Raw genomic sequence first — 14,910 nt, forward strand, 5'->3', positions numbered from 1 at the left:
CGCCGCTTCCGGAGAGGTCGCGACCGTTCTGACCGGCGCTTCCTGGATCAGCGTCGCGCTGCCCCTCTCCCGCCCCCTGCTGACGCAGGGGTCACCCTCCCCCGCAGAGGGGGGAGGGTTCATGCTCTCGGCCCTCGCTCCCACACCGCGCAACCTGTTGTGTCGTGTACTGTGTGGCCTGCCAACGCAAGTCTGCTTAGACGCTCCTTCCTCCGCGGGGACGCGCTCGCGGGGCGTCGGCCCATGGCCATCCCCACCCCGCATGTCTCCCGCTCCACTTAACCCCCCCGCAAGCCCGCCACGCTAACAAGGACCCTCACGCGGCGCGATCGGAGCGGCGGGATGGCGGCCGGGGCTTCTCTCGGCGAGGCGGAGGCGGGCGGTGGTGCCGGCACCGCGCTCGCGGTGTTCGGCGTCCGCATCGCCGCGGCGGCCTGCGCCTTCGTGGCCCAGGTGCTGATGGCCCGCCTCATGGGGGGTGAGGAATACGGGATCTTCGCCACGGTCTGGGTCTGGACCGCCCTGCTCGGCCACGCCTCGACCTGGGGCCTGTCCCAGGCGGCCTGCCGCTTCCTGCCGACCTACCGGGCGCAGGGCGCGGCCGGGCCGGAACGCGGCTTCCTCGCCTTCGGGGCCGTGTTCTCCCTCGCCGCCGCCACCCTCCTGGCGGGGCTGGGCGCGGCCCTCCTCTGGCTCCGTCCCGGCCTCGTCGCCGGCCCCTATGCCGGCCCGCTGCTCGTGGCGGCGCTTGTGCTCCCGCTCTTCGCGCTCCAGGATTTCTGCGAGGGCGTGGCGCGGGGCCGCCACTGGACGCTGCTCGCCGTCGTGCCGCCCTATCTGCTGCGCCAGGGCCTGATCATGGGGATGATGCTGGCGGCAATCGGGTTCGGCGCGCCGGCCGAAGCCGCGGTCGCCGTCGCCTGCACGCTCGCCGCCACCGCCCTGTCGCTCGCGCTGCAGGCCGCGACCGTGATGCGGCGGCTGCGGGCCGAGCGCTCCGCGAGCCGGGCGCGCTACCCGTGGCGAGACTGGGTGCGGGCGGCCCTGCCGATGGCGCTGATCGACCTCGCCGGCTCGGGCTTCAACTTCGTCGACGTGCTGGTGCTCGGCTTCCTGCTGCCGCCGGCGGAGGTCGGCGCCTATTTCGCGGCGACGCGCCTCCTGCAATTCGTGGTCTTCGTCCAGTACGCCGCCTCCTCGGTCACCGCGCAGCGTTTCGCCGGGGCGCAGGCGCGGGACGACCGGGCCGGGCTCGAGGCGCTGGTCCGGCGCTGGTCGCGGCTGACGCTCCTCGCCACCCTGGCGACCGGGCTCGCCGTCGTGGCGGCGGGCCCGCTGCTCCTCGGCCTGTTCGGGCCGGACTTTCGCGAAGCCCTGCCGCTCCTCGCGCTGCTCGTCGCCGGCCACGGCCTCGCCGCCGCCTTCGGGCCGGCGGAGGACCTCCTGACCATGCTGGGCTCCGAGCGCGCCTGCGCCGCCGTCACGGTGGGGCTCCTCGTCGCGGCGGTGATCCTCACCCTGGCGCTGGTGCCGCTCCTCGGCCTTACCGGGGCGGCCCTGGCCGCGTCCCTCGCGACCGCCGGACGGGGCGGCGCCCTGGCGCTCCTGGCGCGTCGCCGACTCGGCCTTCTCACCCCGGCCTTCGCCCGATGACCGCGCACGCGCCGCCCGTCAGCCCGACCGCCGCGGCCCCGGCCTGCGCGGTCACGACCCTGGCCTCCTTGAGCCGGGAGCCCGAGGCCTGGGACGCCCTGGCCGCCCGCGCGGCGGGGCCGACGCCCGACTATTCGCGGCATGTGCTGGGCGCGCATCGCGACCACGGCCTGGCGCCGGCGGACCTGCCCTGCCTCGCCGTGCGCTCGGGCCCGGACCTGCTGGCGCTGCTGCCGTTCCGGACCGGGCGCGGCCCCCTCGGGCTCGGCCGGATCGCCCGGCCCTTCGCCTCGCCCTACCTCACCGTGACGGCGCCCCTGGTGGCGGGGGGTGCGGATGGCCCGCCCGCCCTGGCGGCGCTCGTGGGCGGCATGCGTGCGCTCGGGCTCCCGTGGTGGTGGCCGCTCCTGCCGGCGGAAGACCAGCCCCTCCTCGCCGCGCTCGCCCGCGACGGCTGGAGCAGCGCGGAGGTCTCGGGCTTCCTGCGCCCGGTCCTCGACCGGCGCGCGAGCCACGACGCCTTCCTCAGGGACCACCCCCACAAGGGCCGGCTCAAGGACCTGCGCCGGCGCCGGCGGCGCCTCGACGAGGCCGGTGCCGTCACGGTCGAGGCGGTCGGGCCGGACGGGAACCTGGCGGAGGCGGTCGCGGAGTTCCTCGCGCTGGAGCGGCGCGGCTGGAAGGGCCGGGCCGGCACCGCGCTCGCCTGCCGGCCGGAGACCGCGGACTTCGCCCGGACCCTGTTCCGCGCCGGCGACGGGCCGGTGACGGGGCGCGCCGACCTGCTGCGCCTCGACGGGCGGGTGGTCGCCGCGAGCCTCGCGCTGGTCTGCGGCGGCACCGCGACCTTGCTCAAGACCGCCTATGACGAGGATCTGCGCGCCCTCGCTCCCGGCGTGCTGCTCGAGGCCGAGATCGTGCGGGTCCTGCACGAGACCCGCTTCGCCGACAGGCTCGATTCGGCGACCCTGGCGAGCCCGGTGCTCGACGACCTCTATCCCGAGCGCATCCGCATCGCCGAGATCGTGGTCTCGCCCCCGGGCGGGCCCTCGCCGGATCGCCTCGCCGCCCGGGCGCGGCGGCAGCACGCCGCCAAGGATTGGCTCAAGGCGCGGCTCGCCGGCCTTCGCGGCCGCTGACCTCTCCGTCCGCCTCCGCCTCGCGCCAGCCGACCCGGGCCTGCGGCCGCGCGTCGGTCGAGGCGAAGTAGGGCTTGATGTCGAGGAGCGGCGTGCCGTCGAGGCAGTCGAGCCCGCGCACCCGCAGGGTCTCGCCCTCGATGCCGAGCAGTTCCACCACCGAGACGGCGATCGGGTTCGGGCGGGCCGGGGAGCGCAGGGCGAAGGTGCCGCGGGCTTCCGGCGCGTGGCGGGGCTGCTGCGCCACCAGGTTCCGGGGCGCCCGGTCCATCCAGTAGAGCACGATCAGGTGGGTGGTCCCCGCGAGGCTCCGCAGGGCCGGGGCGAAGCGGGGATCGACCTCCAGGGTGCAGACCGCGTCCGATTGGGCCGAGTTGCGCGGACACTGCGCCCGCTCGGTCCAGGGCGTGCGCACCCGGCCGACGAAGTAGAGCCCGGCATCGAAGGCCGCCGGCAGGTCCACGATCTCCTCGCCCGGCCGCGGGCCGAAATCCGCTTCGCTCATCATGCGTCCCATCGATCAGGGCGGGATCCGGGTCGCCCCGCCGCTCCGCCCGGTATAGGCTGGCCGGGAGGGCATCAGGGAGACCGATCGACCGTGTTCGCCGACGAGCTGAGACCGATGGAGACGGTGGCCGATCCCGAGACGGCGGTCGACCGCCTGGCGGCGCTCCATGCCGCCGCCACCGGGAGCCTGCGGGATGCGCTGACCCGGTTCCTCGCGGACGGCGTGCCCCCCGACGCCGCCGAGCGGCTGACCTTCCGCTATCCCGAGCTGCGCCTGACCTACCGCCCCACGGGACCGCTGCCGCGGATCACCCGCGCCACCGCGAAGTTCCAGGGACCGGGCGTCTACGCCACCACCCTGACCCAGCCGGCGCATTTCCGCGCCTACCTGCTCGAGCAGCTGCGGCCGCTGGTCCAGGATTACGGCGCCACGATCGAGGTGGGCCTGAGCGCCCAGGAGATCCCGTACCCCTACGTGGTCGAGCCCGGGGCGGAGCTGGCCCGCGGCGTCACCTCGAGCGACCTGGCGCGCTACTTCCCGACCCCGATGCTGTCGAGCGTCGGCGACGAGATCGCCGACGGGCTGTGGCTGGAGGCCGGCGACGAGCCCCGGCCGCTCGCCCTGTTCGACGGGCCGCGGGTCGACTACTCCCTGCGCCGCCTCGTCCATTACACCGGGGCCGACTGGCGCCAGATCCAGCCCTGGATCCTGCTCACCAACTATCACCGCTACGTCGACCAGTTCGTGCGGGTCGGCCTGAAGGCGCTCGCCGCCGAGCCGGAGCGCTATGCCCGGCTGGTCCTGCCCGGCGGCATCGTGGTCGAGGCCGGGGAGGCGGCGGGAGCCCAGGCCGATGCCCTCATCGCCGCCTCGCCCTGGCACCGGTTCCAGATGCCGGCCTACCACCTCGTCGCGCGCGACGGCCAAGGACAGCCGGGGCAGGGGACCAGCCTCGTCAATATCGGCGTCGGCCCCTCCAACGCCAAGACGATCACCGACCACCTGGCGGTTCTGCGGCCGCATTGCTGGCTGATGGTCGGCCATTGCGGGGGCCTGCGCCAGTCGCAGACCATCGGCGACTACGTGCTGGCCCACGGCTACCTGCGCCGCGACCGGATCCTCGACGAGCTGGTGCCGCCCGACGTGCCGATCCCGGCCCTGGCCGAGGTCCAGGTGGCGCTCCAGGAGGCGGCCGCCAGCGTCACCGGCGAGCGGGAGGAGGCGCTGAAGCAGCGCCTGCGCACCGGCACGGTAGTGACCTACGACGACCGCAACTGGGAGCTGCGCTGGTCGCAGGAGCGGCGGCGGATCAACCTGTCGCGGGCGATCGGCGTCGACATGGAGAGCGGCACCATCGCGGCGCAGGGCTACCGCCTGCGGGTGCCCTACGGCACGCTGCTCTGCGTCTCCGACAAGCCGCTGCACGGCGAGATCAAGCTGCCGGGTGCCGCCAACGCGTTCTACGAGCGGGCGGTGGGCGAGCACCTCCTGATCGGGCTCGCCACCCTCGATTCCCTGCGGCGCAACCGCCACGGCCTGCACTCGCGCAAGCTTCGCAGCTTCGACGAGCCACCGTTCCGGTAGCCCCGTGTCGCTGCCGATCTCGAACAGCCGCCGGGTCGCCGTGGCGGAGGGCGGCCGGACGCGGGTCGTGGCGGTGGCCGACCTCGCCGCGTCCCTGGGTGCCGATGCGCTGATCCGCCTGCATGCGGAGGATTTCGACGGTCTCGCCGGCCTCGGCCGCGACCTCGTCCATTTCAACCTCGAGCGCACGATCAACCGGGTCGGGGCGCGCTACGCCCTGTTGCCGATCCTGCGGCCCGGCCGTCGCCGGCCCGACGGGACCGAGGAGCTGCCGGTTCTCGACCCGACCCGGTTCCGGACCGGCCTGTGCATCGCGGTGCGCCAGTGCGTGCCGGTGACGGCGGTGACGCCGGATCTGTTCGCGGCCTCGCTGCCGGCGATCCGCGATGCCGACGCCCTCGCGGCAGCCCTGGTGCGCCGCTATGCCGGCCTGTTTCCCGACCTCGACCCGGCGGGTCTGGTGGCACGGGGCTGCGCGATCACGCGGCTGCGTCTCGACGAGGATCAGGCCTGCGACCGCACCTGCCGGTGATGCGGCACGACCGTTCCCTGCGTCAGCGCCGCTTCATGGCATGACGAGACGGATGCTCTTCCCGAGCGTCGAAGGGTACGGATGGCGGGGGATCGACTGCGACTTACGTCGTGTCATCGGTGCAATTCTGTGCCCGCTGGTGCGCGTAGCGGCGATTTGCCGGATGCATTTTACTTCTTCGCAACCGGCACGCCGCCACGGTGCCGTCAGCCGAGGACGGACCGCGAACCTCTCATGCTGCAGATCGCCGAACCCCTGCTCGCCCTGCATGACGGGCGGCTCGTCGGCCTGTCGCTCCTGACCGGCCTGCTCGCCTCGGTCACGACGATCGAGCTGTTCCAGCATGCCCGCGCCACCACCGGCAGCAGCCGGGGGATTTGGATCTCGGCCGCCGCCATCGCGGGCGGGTTCGGGCTGTGGGCGAGCCAGGTCATCGCCCAGGCGTCGATCCTTCCCGCCGGCATGCTGCGCGAGAGCGAGCCCCTGCTGCTCGGCCTCGTGCTCATGGTTCTCCTCGCCGGGGCGGGCCTGCGGACCGCGATCTCGGCGCCGCCCCGCCTCGCGGTCGCGCTCGGCGGCGTCCTGCTCGGCCTCGGCCTCGCGGCCGTCAGCGCCACGGTCTCGGCGTGCCTGCCGGGGGCGGGCCGGCCGGGCTGGCTCATCGGGCTCGGCCTGTCCGGCATGGCCGGGATCGTGCTCGCCGCGATCGCCCTGCGCGGCGGCCTGCGGGACAGCCCGGGGAGCCGTGCCGGCGCGGCCCTGGCCCTGTCGCTCGCGGTGCTGCTCCCGCACGCCGTCTGGCTCGTCGTGGCCGGCGACGGTCTCGCCCCGGCGACGGCCGACGGCCAGTTCGCCGCCTCCCTGGGCTTTGTCAGCCTGACGCTGCTCGTCCTCACCGTCACGGGCGTGACCCTGGACGGCCGCGCCCGGCGCCGGCGCGAGGCGCAGGAGCTGATCCACAGCCTCGCCGATGCCGCGGTCGAGGGCATCGCGGTCTGCGACGGCCGGCGCATCGTGACGGTCAACAGCAGCCTCGCCGAGCTGATCGGCCGGTCGCCGGCGGCGCTGATCGGCCAGCCGGTCACCGAGATCGTTCCCGAGGCCGTGGTCCTGCGCCTCGAGGCCGGCCCGAACGGCCGGGCCTTCGAGGCCGAGCTGACGGGCGCGGACGGCGCCGTGCTGCCGGTCGACGTGATCCGCCGGCGGCTCGGCAACCGGCCCTGCCACGCCATCGCCGTGCGCGACCTGCGGGCCCGGCGCGAGGCGGAGCAGCACATCCAGTTCCTAGCCCACCACGACACCCTGACCGGCCTGCCGAACCGGGCGGCCTTCCGCACCCGCCTGGACGAGGAGATCGCGCTGGCGAAGGCCTCCGGGCGGCGGGTGGCGGTGATGTGCCTCGACCTCGACCGGTTCAAGGACGTCAACGACCTCTACGGCCACGCCATGGGCGACAGCCTGCTGCAAGCCCTGGCGCGCTGGGTCACGCCGGTGCTGGGGCCGCGGCAGATGATGGCGCGCCTGGGCGGCGACGAGTTCGCGATCCTCCTGCCGGAGGTCGACCAGGCCGAGGCCGGCCGGATCGCCGAGGAGATCCTGCGGGTGATCCGCGAGGGGAACGCCCGGGCCGGCAGCGGGCCGATCCTGGCGACCAGCATCGGCATCGCGCTCTGCCCGACCGACGCGGAGGACAGCCAGACCCTGCTCAACCACGCCGACGCCGCGCTCTACTGCGCCAAGAGCCACGGACGGGGCGTGCACCGGTTCTTCGAGCCGGTCCTCGCCGCCCGGATCCGCGACCGGCGCTCCCTGGAGCACGACCTGCGCCACGCCGTCGAGCGGGGCGAGCTGCGGGTCGTCTACCAGCCGCAGATGGCGATCGACAGCGGCACCGTGGTCGGGTTCGAAGCGCTCTTGCGCTGGCACCATCCGGAGCGCGGCACCGTGCCGCCCGACCTGTTCATCCCGATCTCCGAGGAGACCGGCAGCATCTTAGGGATCGGCGAGTGGGTCCTGCGCGAGAGCTGCCGCGAGGCCGCCTCCTGGGACAATCCGCTGCGCATCGCCGTCAACGTCTCGGCGGTGCAGCTCCACGCTCCCGGCTTCGCGGAGCTCGTCCACGAGGTCCTGTTCACCACCGGCCTCGCGCCGGCCCGCCTGGAACTCGAGATCACCGAGACGGCCCTGGTGCGCGATCCGGTCCGCGCCCTCGCGACCCTGCGCCGGATCAAGGCGCTGGGGGTGCGGGTCGCGATGGACGATTTCGGCACCGGCTACTCGTCGCTGTCGAACCTGCGCGCCTTCCCGTTCGACAAGATCAAGATCGATCGGTCGTTCATCCGCGCCGTCGATGTCAACCGCGAGACCGCGGCGATCATGCGGGCGGTTCTGGGCCTCGGCCGCGGCCTCGGGCTGCCGGTGCTGGCCGAAGGGGTCGAGACCAAGGCCGAGCTCGACTTCCTGGGGCCGAGGCCTGCCACGAGGCGCAGGGCTACCTCCTCGGCCGCCCCGGCCCGATCGCCCTGTTCTCCGAGCATACGCGCGAGACGCCCGGACAGGAGGCGGCGGCGTGAGGCGCCGCGGGTGCTGTGGTCAGTCGACCCGCCGCAAGCCCTGCGCGAAGCGCCTGGCGTTGGCGACGTAGCGGTCGGCCGAGGCGCGCAAGCCCGCCACCGCCGCCTCGTCCAGCACCCGCACCGCCTTGGCCGGCGCGCCGACGATCAGGCTGTTGTCGGGAAACTCCTTGCCCTCGGTGACGAGGGCGTTGGCGCCGACGAGGCAGTTGCGGCCGATCCTGGCCCCGTTGAGGATCGTCGCGCCCATTCCGATGAGCGTGTTGTCCCCCACCGTGCAGCCATGCACGATGGCGCCGTGGCCGACCGTGATGCCCTCGCCGAGGGTGAGCGGGAAGCCCGCATCGGTGTGGAGCACCGCGCCCTCCTGGATGTTGGTGCGGTCGCCGACCGTGATCGGCTCGTTGTCGCCGCGGATGACCGCGCCGAACCACACCCCGACCTCGCGGCCGAGCCGCACCCGCCCGATCACGTGGGCGTCGGGGGCGATCCAGGCGCTGCCGTCATCCGGCACGACCGGGCTGACGGTGTCGAGGGCATAGAGCGGCATCGGCGGATCCTCCGGTTGATCCGACTCCTTTCGCATGCCGGGCCGGCGCCGTCAGCCCGCGGCCCTGTCGTCGGCCGCCCACGGCATCGGCGCCACGCGGCCGGCGCGGGAGGCGATCTCCTGGTGGCCGGTGCCGTCGCCGGCATTCTGGATCGCCAGGGCCACCTCGGTCAGGTGCAGGGCGAAATCGGCGTCGAGGCGGCTCGCCCGTCCCTCGGCGCGGGCCGACAGCATCTCCTGCGGCCCGAGGGCGAAGTTCATCGCCGTCGCGCCCTTGCGCCCGATCTTGGCGTGGGTGCGCTGCTTCACCCGCAGGCGGCGGGTGAGGGGGGAATCGATCAGGCGCCGGCGCAGCACGTGGCGGCGCCGCAGCCGCACGGCCGCGTCGTTCGACCAGCACTCGCCCACCTCCAGGATGCCGTCGTCGCCGAAGATGCGCAGGGAATGGTCGTGCGGCGCCACCACCGAGCAGGTGAGACGGGCCACCACCCCGCTCTCGAAGAACAGCGAGGCGCAGGCATAGGTCGGGGCCGCGGCCGACCCGTCGGCGAGGGTGAGACCCAGCACCTCGGCCGAGGCCGAGGCGACCCGCGTCACCGAGCCGAACATCGCGATCAGCCAGGTCAGGTAGTAGCCGGCATGCTGGAGGGCGCAGCCCACCGCCAGCTCGTCCTGCACCGGCCAGGGCGCGCCGGATTCGCTGCGCCAGCGGTCGTGCGGGGCCCGGATCAGGAAGCCGTCGTCGATCTCCGCGTAGACGAGGCGGGGCGTGCCGATGATGCGCTCGCGCAGGGCCTTCCACACCGTCTGGGCGCTCTCGCCGAGGAGGCTGCACGGCGCGGAGGCGAGCATCACGCCCCGCTCGGTCGCGACGCGGTGCAGGTGGCGGGCGTCGTCGAGCCGGGTGGCCAGCGGCTTCTCCGAGTAGACCGCGAGGCCGGCCTCCAGGCAGGCCAGGGTCACGGCGTAGTGCGAGCCCGGATTGGTCAGGTTGAGGATCAGGTCCGGCCGCCGGCCGATCAGGTCGTCGAGGCTCGTGGCGGCCGGCACGCGCCAGTACTTGCGGAAGGCGTGCAGCCGGTCGCGGTCGATGTCCCAGGCGCCCGCGACCGTCACGTCCGGCAGGGTCGCCAGGGAGCGCATGTAGTAATCGGCCACGAACCCCGTGCCGACGATGCCGATGCTCGCCACCTGACCTGCTCCCCGATCGCATGTTGCGCCGCGAAGGCTAGACCAAGGTGTGGCAAGTCGGGCGGGCGCAAAGGGCCGGGGAGCGGCCCACACTCCAGGGGAGGATTAAGTCGCATCCTACCCCTTTCGGGGCACCGGAGCGGAGCCGCGGAGACGGTCGGGAACAGTCCGGGAGTATCTATTCTCATGAATGACGGGAGCGGGGCCGTGCGCGGCAAGTCAGGCGACGGCCCCGCCGCGCGGGCATTCCGGTGAGAACTTCGGGTCTTCTCGTCAGACGGAGCCGACGGTCTTCAGCCGCGCCCGCGGGTGGATCTCGGCCTGGCTCATCACCGGGGTCTCGCGGCGGAACCGCTCGATGATCGAGCGCACGAAGGGCCGGGCCTGGACCGAGGTGACGAGAACCGGCATCTCGCCGAGGCGCGCCGCCTCCTCGAAGCGGTCGCGCACGGTGGTGACGAAGTCCGACAGCTTCGAGGGCTGCATCGCGAGGTGCCGCTCGTCGCCATGGCCGACGATCGCCTCCATGAAGGCGCTCTCCCAGGCCGGCGACAGGGTGATGATCGGCAGGACGCCGCCCGGCCCCTGGTACTGGGCACAGATCTGGCGGCCGAGGCGGGCACGGACGTGCTCGACGATGTCGCGCGGGTTCTTGATGTGGCCGGCCACCTCCGCGATGCCTTCCACGATGGTGCCGAGGTCGCGGATCGAGACCCGCTCGGCGAGCAGGTATTGCAGCACCCGCTGGATCCCCGTGGTGGCGATCTGGCCCGGCACCACCTCCTTGAGCAGCTCGCCGTGCTCCTTGGGCAGCTCCTTCAGGAGCTTGTGCACCTCGACGTGGTTGAGGAGGTCGGCGACGTGGGCCTTGATCACCTCGGTGAGGTGGGTGGAGACCACGGTGGCGGCATCGACCACGGTGTAGCCCTTGAGCTGCGCCTCGTCGCGCAACGCGGCGTCGATCCAGGTCGCCGGCAGGCCGAAGGTCGGCTCGAGCAGGTGCTGGCCGGGCAGCTGCACCTGGCCGCCCATCGGGTCCATCGCCATGAACTGGCCCGGGAAGACCTGGCCCGAACCGGCCTCGATCTCCTTGACCCGGACCACGTAGGTGTTGGCGTCGAGCTGGACGTTGTCGAGGATCCGCACCGAGGGCATCACGAAGCCGAGCTCGGCGGCGAGCTGGCGGCGCAGGGCCCGGATCTGGTCGGTGAGGCGGTCCTGGCCCCCCGGCCCGTTGACGAGGGCGAGGAGCGCGTAGCCCATCTCGAGCTTGAGGTCGTCGAGCTTCAGGAGGTCGGCCGCCGTCTCCTCCTTGGCCGGGGCGCCGGCCCCATCGGCGGCGGGCGCGCCGCCGGGCGCCTCGTCCTCCGCGGGCCTGGGCAGGAGGGCGATGCGGCGCGCGAGGTAGGCGGCGCCGAGCCCGAGGGCGAGGAAGGGCAGCATCGGGATGCCGGGCAGGAGCCCGATCAGGAGCATCACGCCGGCCGACATGCCGAGCGCCTTCGGGTAGTTGGCGATCTGGCGGCCGAGCGCCCGGGCGGCCGCGCCGCGCACGCCGGCCTTGGAGACGAGAAGGCCCGCCGCGGTCGAGACGATCAGGGCCGGGACCTGGCTGACGAGGCCGTCGCCGACGGTGAGCAGGGTGTAGGTCTTGGCGGCGTCGCCGAAGCCCATGCCCTGCTGGGCGACGCCGATGATGATGCCCCCCACCACGTTGATGAAGGTGATGAGGAGCGCCGCGATCGCGTCGCCGCGCACGAATTTCGAGGCGCCGTCCATGGCGCCGAAGAACGAGGACTCGTCCTCGAGCGCCTGGCGGCGGGTCCGCGCGGTCTTCTCGTCGATGAGGCCGGCCGAGAGGTCGGCGTCGATCGCCATCTGCTTGCCGGGCATCGCGTCGAGGGAGAAGCGCGCCGCGACCTCCGCGATGCGCCCCGAGCCCTTCGTGATGACGACGAAGTTCACGATGATCAGGATCGTGAAGACGATGATCCCGATCAGGAAGTTGCCGCCCATCACGAAGTGGCCGAACGCCTCGATGACGTGGCCGGCCGCCGCCGTGCCCTCGTGGCCGTGGCCGAGGATCAGCCGCGTCGAGGCGAGGTTGAGCGCCAGCCGCAGCATCGTGGTGATGAGGAGCACCGTCGGGAAGACCGTGAACTCGAGCGGGTTCTCGATGAACAGCCCGGTCATCAGGATCAGGACCGACAGGATGATCGAGACCGCGAGCAGGAGGTCGAGGAGCAAAGCCGGCAGCGGGAAGATCAGCACCACCAGGATGCCGAGAACCGAGACGGCCAGGACCAGGTCGCTGCGGCGCGTCAGCGCCATCAGGTCCGCCCGCGTCGGCAGGGCGAAGATGTGGCCCGCGCCGAGTGCCCCCGTCTCGCTCATCGAATTTTCACCCACCAACGACCCGGCAATTCCTGCCGGGCCCATGGTTAGGGAAGGGTTAACGCTCGGGCTCCCGGAGACGGCCGGGCGCGGACGGTCGATCCCCGGCTTCGCCGGCGACGCAAGGTGAGCGAATGTTCAGTTTCTGACTGGAACAATCCTGACGTTCTAGTTTTGTGCGTCGCAGCATCAGCGAAAAAACAAAGCACCCGACCTCAACGGTCAAGCTGAATATGAATTTTTGGAGAATTCGTATCCCCTCCGGACCTCAACGTTCCTCCTGCGGAACCAAGACGCGCGGCAATGATTGAAATGGCATCGATCGGTCAGACAAGGTTCGAGGAGACCATGCGCAAGACCCTCATCACCCTCGCGGCTCTCGGCATGATCGGGGCCGGCGCGGCGCAGGCCCAGACCACCGTGACGGGCGACCCGGCCCGCGACGCCAAGCCCAGCACCCAGTCGCAGGGCCAGGAAGCGGTGACCCGGCCCAACACCGACATGATGGACAAGAACAACCCGGGCACCACCGGCACCGTCACCACAAACGCCAAGCTCGAGCCCGGCGCCAACAGCTTCACCGAAGCCCAGGCCCGCAGCCGCCTCGAACAGGCCGGCTTCAAGGACGTGAAGGACCTCAAGAAGGACGACCAGGGAATCTGGCGCGGCCAAGCCATGCAGTCCGGCAACACGGTGATGGTCGGCCTCGACTTCAAGGGCAACGTCGCGACCGCGCGGTAAGCGCGCCTGGCTCCGCATCCCGCTTCTCGAAACATGAGGACGACGCCCATGGCGACCCGTACCATCACCGCCCTGTTCGACAGCTACGACGAGGCTTCCGCCGCCGTGCGCAAGGTCGAGGCGGCCGGCGTGCCGCATGCCGACATCAGCATCGTGGCCAACAACCAGGACGAGCGTTACTCCAGCCATGTCGGCCGTGACCGCACGACGACCGGCACGACCACGGGCGAGACTGCCCACGACGCCTCGAACGGCGCCGGGGCTGGCGCCTCGATCGGCACCGTGCTCGGCGGCGGCGCCGGCCTGCTCACCGGCCTCGGCCTGCTCGCCATCCCGGGCGTCGGCCCGGTGGTCGCGGCGGGCTGGCTCGTCGCCACGCTGGCCGGCGCCGGCGTCGGCGCCGCGGCAGGCGGGCTGATCGGCTCGCTCACCGGGGCGGGGCTGAGCGAGGAGCAGGCCCATTCCTATGCCGAGGGCGTGCGCCGCGGCGGCACCCTGGTCACCGTGCGGGCGGACGACGCCCATGCCGACCGGGTCCACAGCATCCTCAAGGAGCACGGCTCGGTCGACATGGACGACCGCGCCCGCGGCTGGCGCCAGGAGGGCTGGACCGGTCGCCACGACGAGACCGCTCCCTCGATGACCAACCCGGCGGCGGTCGCCGGCGGCTCGTCGGCGGTCGGCGCTGCCGGCAGCACCACCACCGGCCTCAATACCGGCGGCATGCCCTTCGCGGCCGGCGCCGCGCCCACCACCCAGACCGTCGATCCCGGCCTGCCCGGCACCACCCGCGAGCGCCATGTCGGCATCGAGGACGAGCTGCCCCCGGCCCGTCAGCCGATGGGCACCGAGCGGCGCTGAACGGCGATCCCGTGACGTGAGGCAGGCGGCGGCAGGGGTGACCCTGCCGCCGCTTCCTTTCGCCCGGCGCTCCCCGCCGGCGGCCCGCCATCGGCTCTCGTCACCCCGTAGACTTCTCCGCGCGCAGGCGCGGAGCGGCTGGACTGCCGCAAGACTTGCCCTCGACACCGCCGGACCGTGCGCCAGCGCACCTCGCGTCCTTCACTCGGACGACGCGACGGACCGGGTTTTGGCATCTTTATGGCACCTGAACGGCGCCGGAGCGCCGGGGGGATGCCGGATGTCCGACGCCGATGCGTGGTCTGCTCTGCTGGGGCCGCTCTTCACCGCCTATGCCCCCGTCCTGGCGACGCCCGGCCCCAACCTGCTGGTGGTGCTCCGGGCCAGCGTCGCGGCGCCGGGGCGCGGCCCGGTGGTCGCCGCCCTCGGGGTCGCGTGCGGGGCGGCCCTGGCGGCGGCGGTCGCCGGGCTGGGTGCCTCGCTCCTGCCGGCGGGCCGGCTGGTCACCGGCCTCGGCACGGCCTTGTTCGCGCTCCTGATGCTGCGGGCCGCCCATCGCCTGGCGAGCGGCCGGGCCGGCCGTCTCGACGACCCGGCCCGGCTCGCACCGGGACGCGATGCCGGCACCTTCGCCCTCGGCCTCGGGGCAGCGGTGACCAACCCGGTCAGCCTCGCCTTCTTCGCCGGCTTCTTCCTGGCCCATCCGGGCCGGGCGGCGGTGCCGGTCGCGGGCGCTGCGGTGTTCTGCATGGCCGCGACATGGTTCGGCCTGATCGGCCTCGTCCTCGCGCGGCCGGCCTGCCGGGCGCGGCTCGCCGGCACCGGGCGCCCGGCCCGCCTCGTCCTGGCGGCACTCCTCGTCGGCTGCGCCGCACTCGCGGTCTGGCGCGCCGTCGCCGGCTGAGCGCGGGCGCGATCGCCGCCCTCGTCGCCTCCTCAGGCGTCGCCGCCGGCCGCCGGCCCGGAAAAGTCCGCCGCCCGCTCGGCGAGGTCGTCGAGGTTGCGCCGCAGCTGCTCCAGGCTGAAGGCGAGCCAGAAGATGCGGCCGACGCCGTCGGTGGAGAGGGTGCGGGTCACCTGGCGCTGGCGCATCCCGTCGATGGCGTCGCGGTAGCCGGCGATCGCGGCGAGCAAGGCCGCGTCGTCGCCTGCCGGCCGGCGGCCCGCCGCCAGCGCCTCGGCCA

General features: G+C 73.2%; 10 protein-coding genes and 3 pseudogenes. 8 read left to right on the plus strand and 5 right to left on the minus strand.

The annotated features are described in order from the left end of the window. Positions 1 to 342: 342 nt before the first annotated feature. Together VQ03_RS21415 and VQ03_RS21420 are read left to right on the plus strand one after the other, a co-directional pair. Positions 343 to 1,653: a lipopolysaccharide biosynthesis protein gene (locus tag VQ03_RS21415; protein ID WP_048452936.1), complete on the plus strand. Its 1,311-nt coding sequence runs from the start codon at positions 343 to 345 to the stop codon at positions 1,651 to 1,653. Then, on the plus strand, positions 1,650 to 2,792 hold the full coding sequence (locus VQ03_RS21420; protein ID WP_048452937.1) for a GNAT family N-acetyltransferase: 1,143 nt from the start codon (positions 1,650 to 1,652) through the stop codon (positions 2,790 to 2,792). Before VQ03_RS21415 ends, VQ03_RS21420 begins: the two co-directional genes overlap by 4 nt. Here the strand turns inward: VQ03_RS21420 and tsaA are convergent. Next, complete coding sequence (tsaA, locus tag VQ03_RS21425) at positions 2,758 to 3,297, minus strand: tRNA (N6-threonylcarbamoyladenosine(37)-N6)-methyltransferase TrmO (protein ID WP_048452949.1); 540 nt, start codon at positions 3,295 to 3,297, stop codon at positions 2,758 to 2,760. The two genes, VQ03_RS21420 and tsaA, sit on opposite strands and share 35 nt — an antisense overlap. 93 nt (positions 3,298 to 3,390) lie before the next feature. On the opposite strand from tsaA, the gene VQ03_RS21430 reads away from it, so the two are divergent. The 3 genes and pseudogenes from VQ03_RS21430 to VQ03_RS32125 form a co-directional block, all read left to right on the plus strand. Continuing rightward, entirely contained in the window at positions 3,391 to 4,884 is a 1,494-nt protein-coding gene (locus VQ03_RS21430; RefSeq protein ID WP_083468136.1) for an AMP nucleosidase, read from the plus strand. A gap of 4 nt (positions 4,885 to 4,888) precedes the next feature. Next, positions 4,889 to 5,416, plus strand: a complete 528-nt coding sequence (locus VQ03_RS21435) for a hypothetical protein (RefSeq protein ID WP_048452938.1) — start codon at positions 4,889 to 4,891, stop codon at positions 5,414 to 5,416. Between the two features lie 681 nt (positions 5,417 to 6,097). After that, positions 6,098 to 7,822, plus strand: a pseudogene (locus VQ03_RS32125) (putative bifunctional diguanylate cyclase/phosphodiesterase); the annotation flags it as partial. A gap of 186 nt (positions 7,823 to 8,008) precedes the next feature. Here the strand turns inward: VQ03_RS32125 and VQ03_RS21455 are convergent. From VQ03_RS21455 to flhA, 3 genes are all read right to left on the minus strand, one after another. After that, entirely contained in the window at positions 8,009 to 8,539 is a 531-nt protein-coding gene (locus VQ03_RS21455) for a gamma carbonic anhydrase family protein (protein ID WP_048452942.1), read from the minus strand. Positions 8,540 to 8,590: 51 nt separating this feature from the next. Next, positions 8,591 to 9,730, minus strand: coding sequence for a Gfo/Idh/MocA family protein (locus VQ03_RS21460; protein ID WP_048452943.1), 1,140 nt, complete (start codon positions 9,728 to 9,730; stop codon positions 8,591 to 8,593). A gap of 273 nt (positions 9,731 to 10,003) precedes the next feature. Then, on the minus strand, positions 10,004 to 12,124 hold the full coding sequence (gene flhA, locus VQ03_RS21465) for a flagellar biosynthesis protein FlhA (RefSeq protein ID WP_048452944.1): 2,121 nt from the start codon (positions 12,122 to 12,124) through the stop codon (positions 10,004 to 10,006). A gap of 348 nt (positions 12,125 to 12,472) precedes the next feature. Here flhA and VQ03_RS21470 point away from each other — a divergent pair, with 348 nt between their 5' ends. The 3 genes and pseudogenes from VQ03_RS21470 to VQ03_RS33870 all read left to right on the plus strand — a co-directional run bounded on the left by VQ03_RS21470 (position 12,473) and on the right by VQ03_RS33870 (position 14,630). Then, positions 12,473 to 12,865 carry a PepSY domain-containing protein gene (locus VQ03_RS21470; RefSeq protein ID WP_048452945.1) on the plus strand — a complete coding sequence of 131 codons (393 nt, stop codon included), beginning with the start codon at positions 12,473 to 12,475 and terminating at the stop codon, positions 12,863 to 12,865. Positions 12,866 to 12,913: 48 nt separating this feature from the next. Beyond that, positions 12,914 to 13,480, plus strand: a pseudogene (locus tag VQ03_RS21475) (general stress protein); the annotation flags it as partial. Positions 13,481 to 14,006: 526 nt separating this feature from the next. Continuing rightward, complete coding sequence (locus VQ03_RS33870) at positions 14,007 to 14,630, plus strand: LysE family transporter (RefSeq protein WP_048452947.1); 624 nt, start codon at positions 14,007 to 14,009, stop codon at positions 14,628 to 14,630. 32 nt (positions 14,631 to 14,662) lie between these two features. Here the strand turns inward: VQ03_RS33870 and VQ03_RS33875 are convergent. Then, positions 14,663 to 14,910: pseudogene (locus VQ03_RS33875) on the minus strand (FUSC family protein); the annotation flags it as partial.

Source organism: Methylobacterium tarhaniae (assembly GCF_001043955.1).
GTDB classification, from domain to species: domain Bacteria; phylum Pseudomonadota; class Alphaproteobacteria; order Rhizobiales; family Beijerinckiaceae; genus Methylobacterium; species Methylobacterium tarhaniae.

Coding starts and splice junctions, on each gene's coding strand:
- VQ03_RS21415 (WP_048452936.1), top strand. CDS start 343: ATGGCGGCCGGGGCTTCTCTCGGCGAGGCGGAGGCGGGCGGTGGTGCC.
- VQ03_RS21420 (WP_048452937.1), top strand. CDS start 1,650: ATGACCGCGCACGCGCCGCCCGTCAGCCCGACCGCCGCGGCCCCGGCC.
- tsaA (WP_048452949.1), bottom strand. CDS start 3,297: ATGAGCGAAGCGGATTTCGGCCCGCGGCCGGGCGAGGAGATCGTGGAC.
- VQ03_RS21455 (WP_048452942.1), bottom strand. CDS start 8,539: ATGCCGCTCTATGCCCTCGACACCGTCAGCCCGGTCGTGCCGGATGAC.
- flhA (WP_048452944.1), bottom strand. CDS start 12,124: ATGAGCGAGACGGGGGCACTCGGCGCGGGCCACATCTTCGCCCTGCCG.
- VQ03_RS21470 (WP_048452945.1), top strand. CDS start 12,473: ATGCGCAAGACCCTCATCACCCTCGCGGCTCTCGGCATGATCGGGGCC.
- VQ03_RS33870 (WP_048452947.1), top strand. CDS start 14,007: ATGTCCGACGCCGATGCGTGGTCTGCTCTGCTGGGGCCGCTCTTCACC.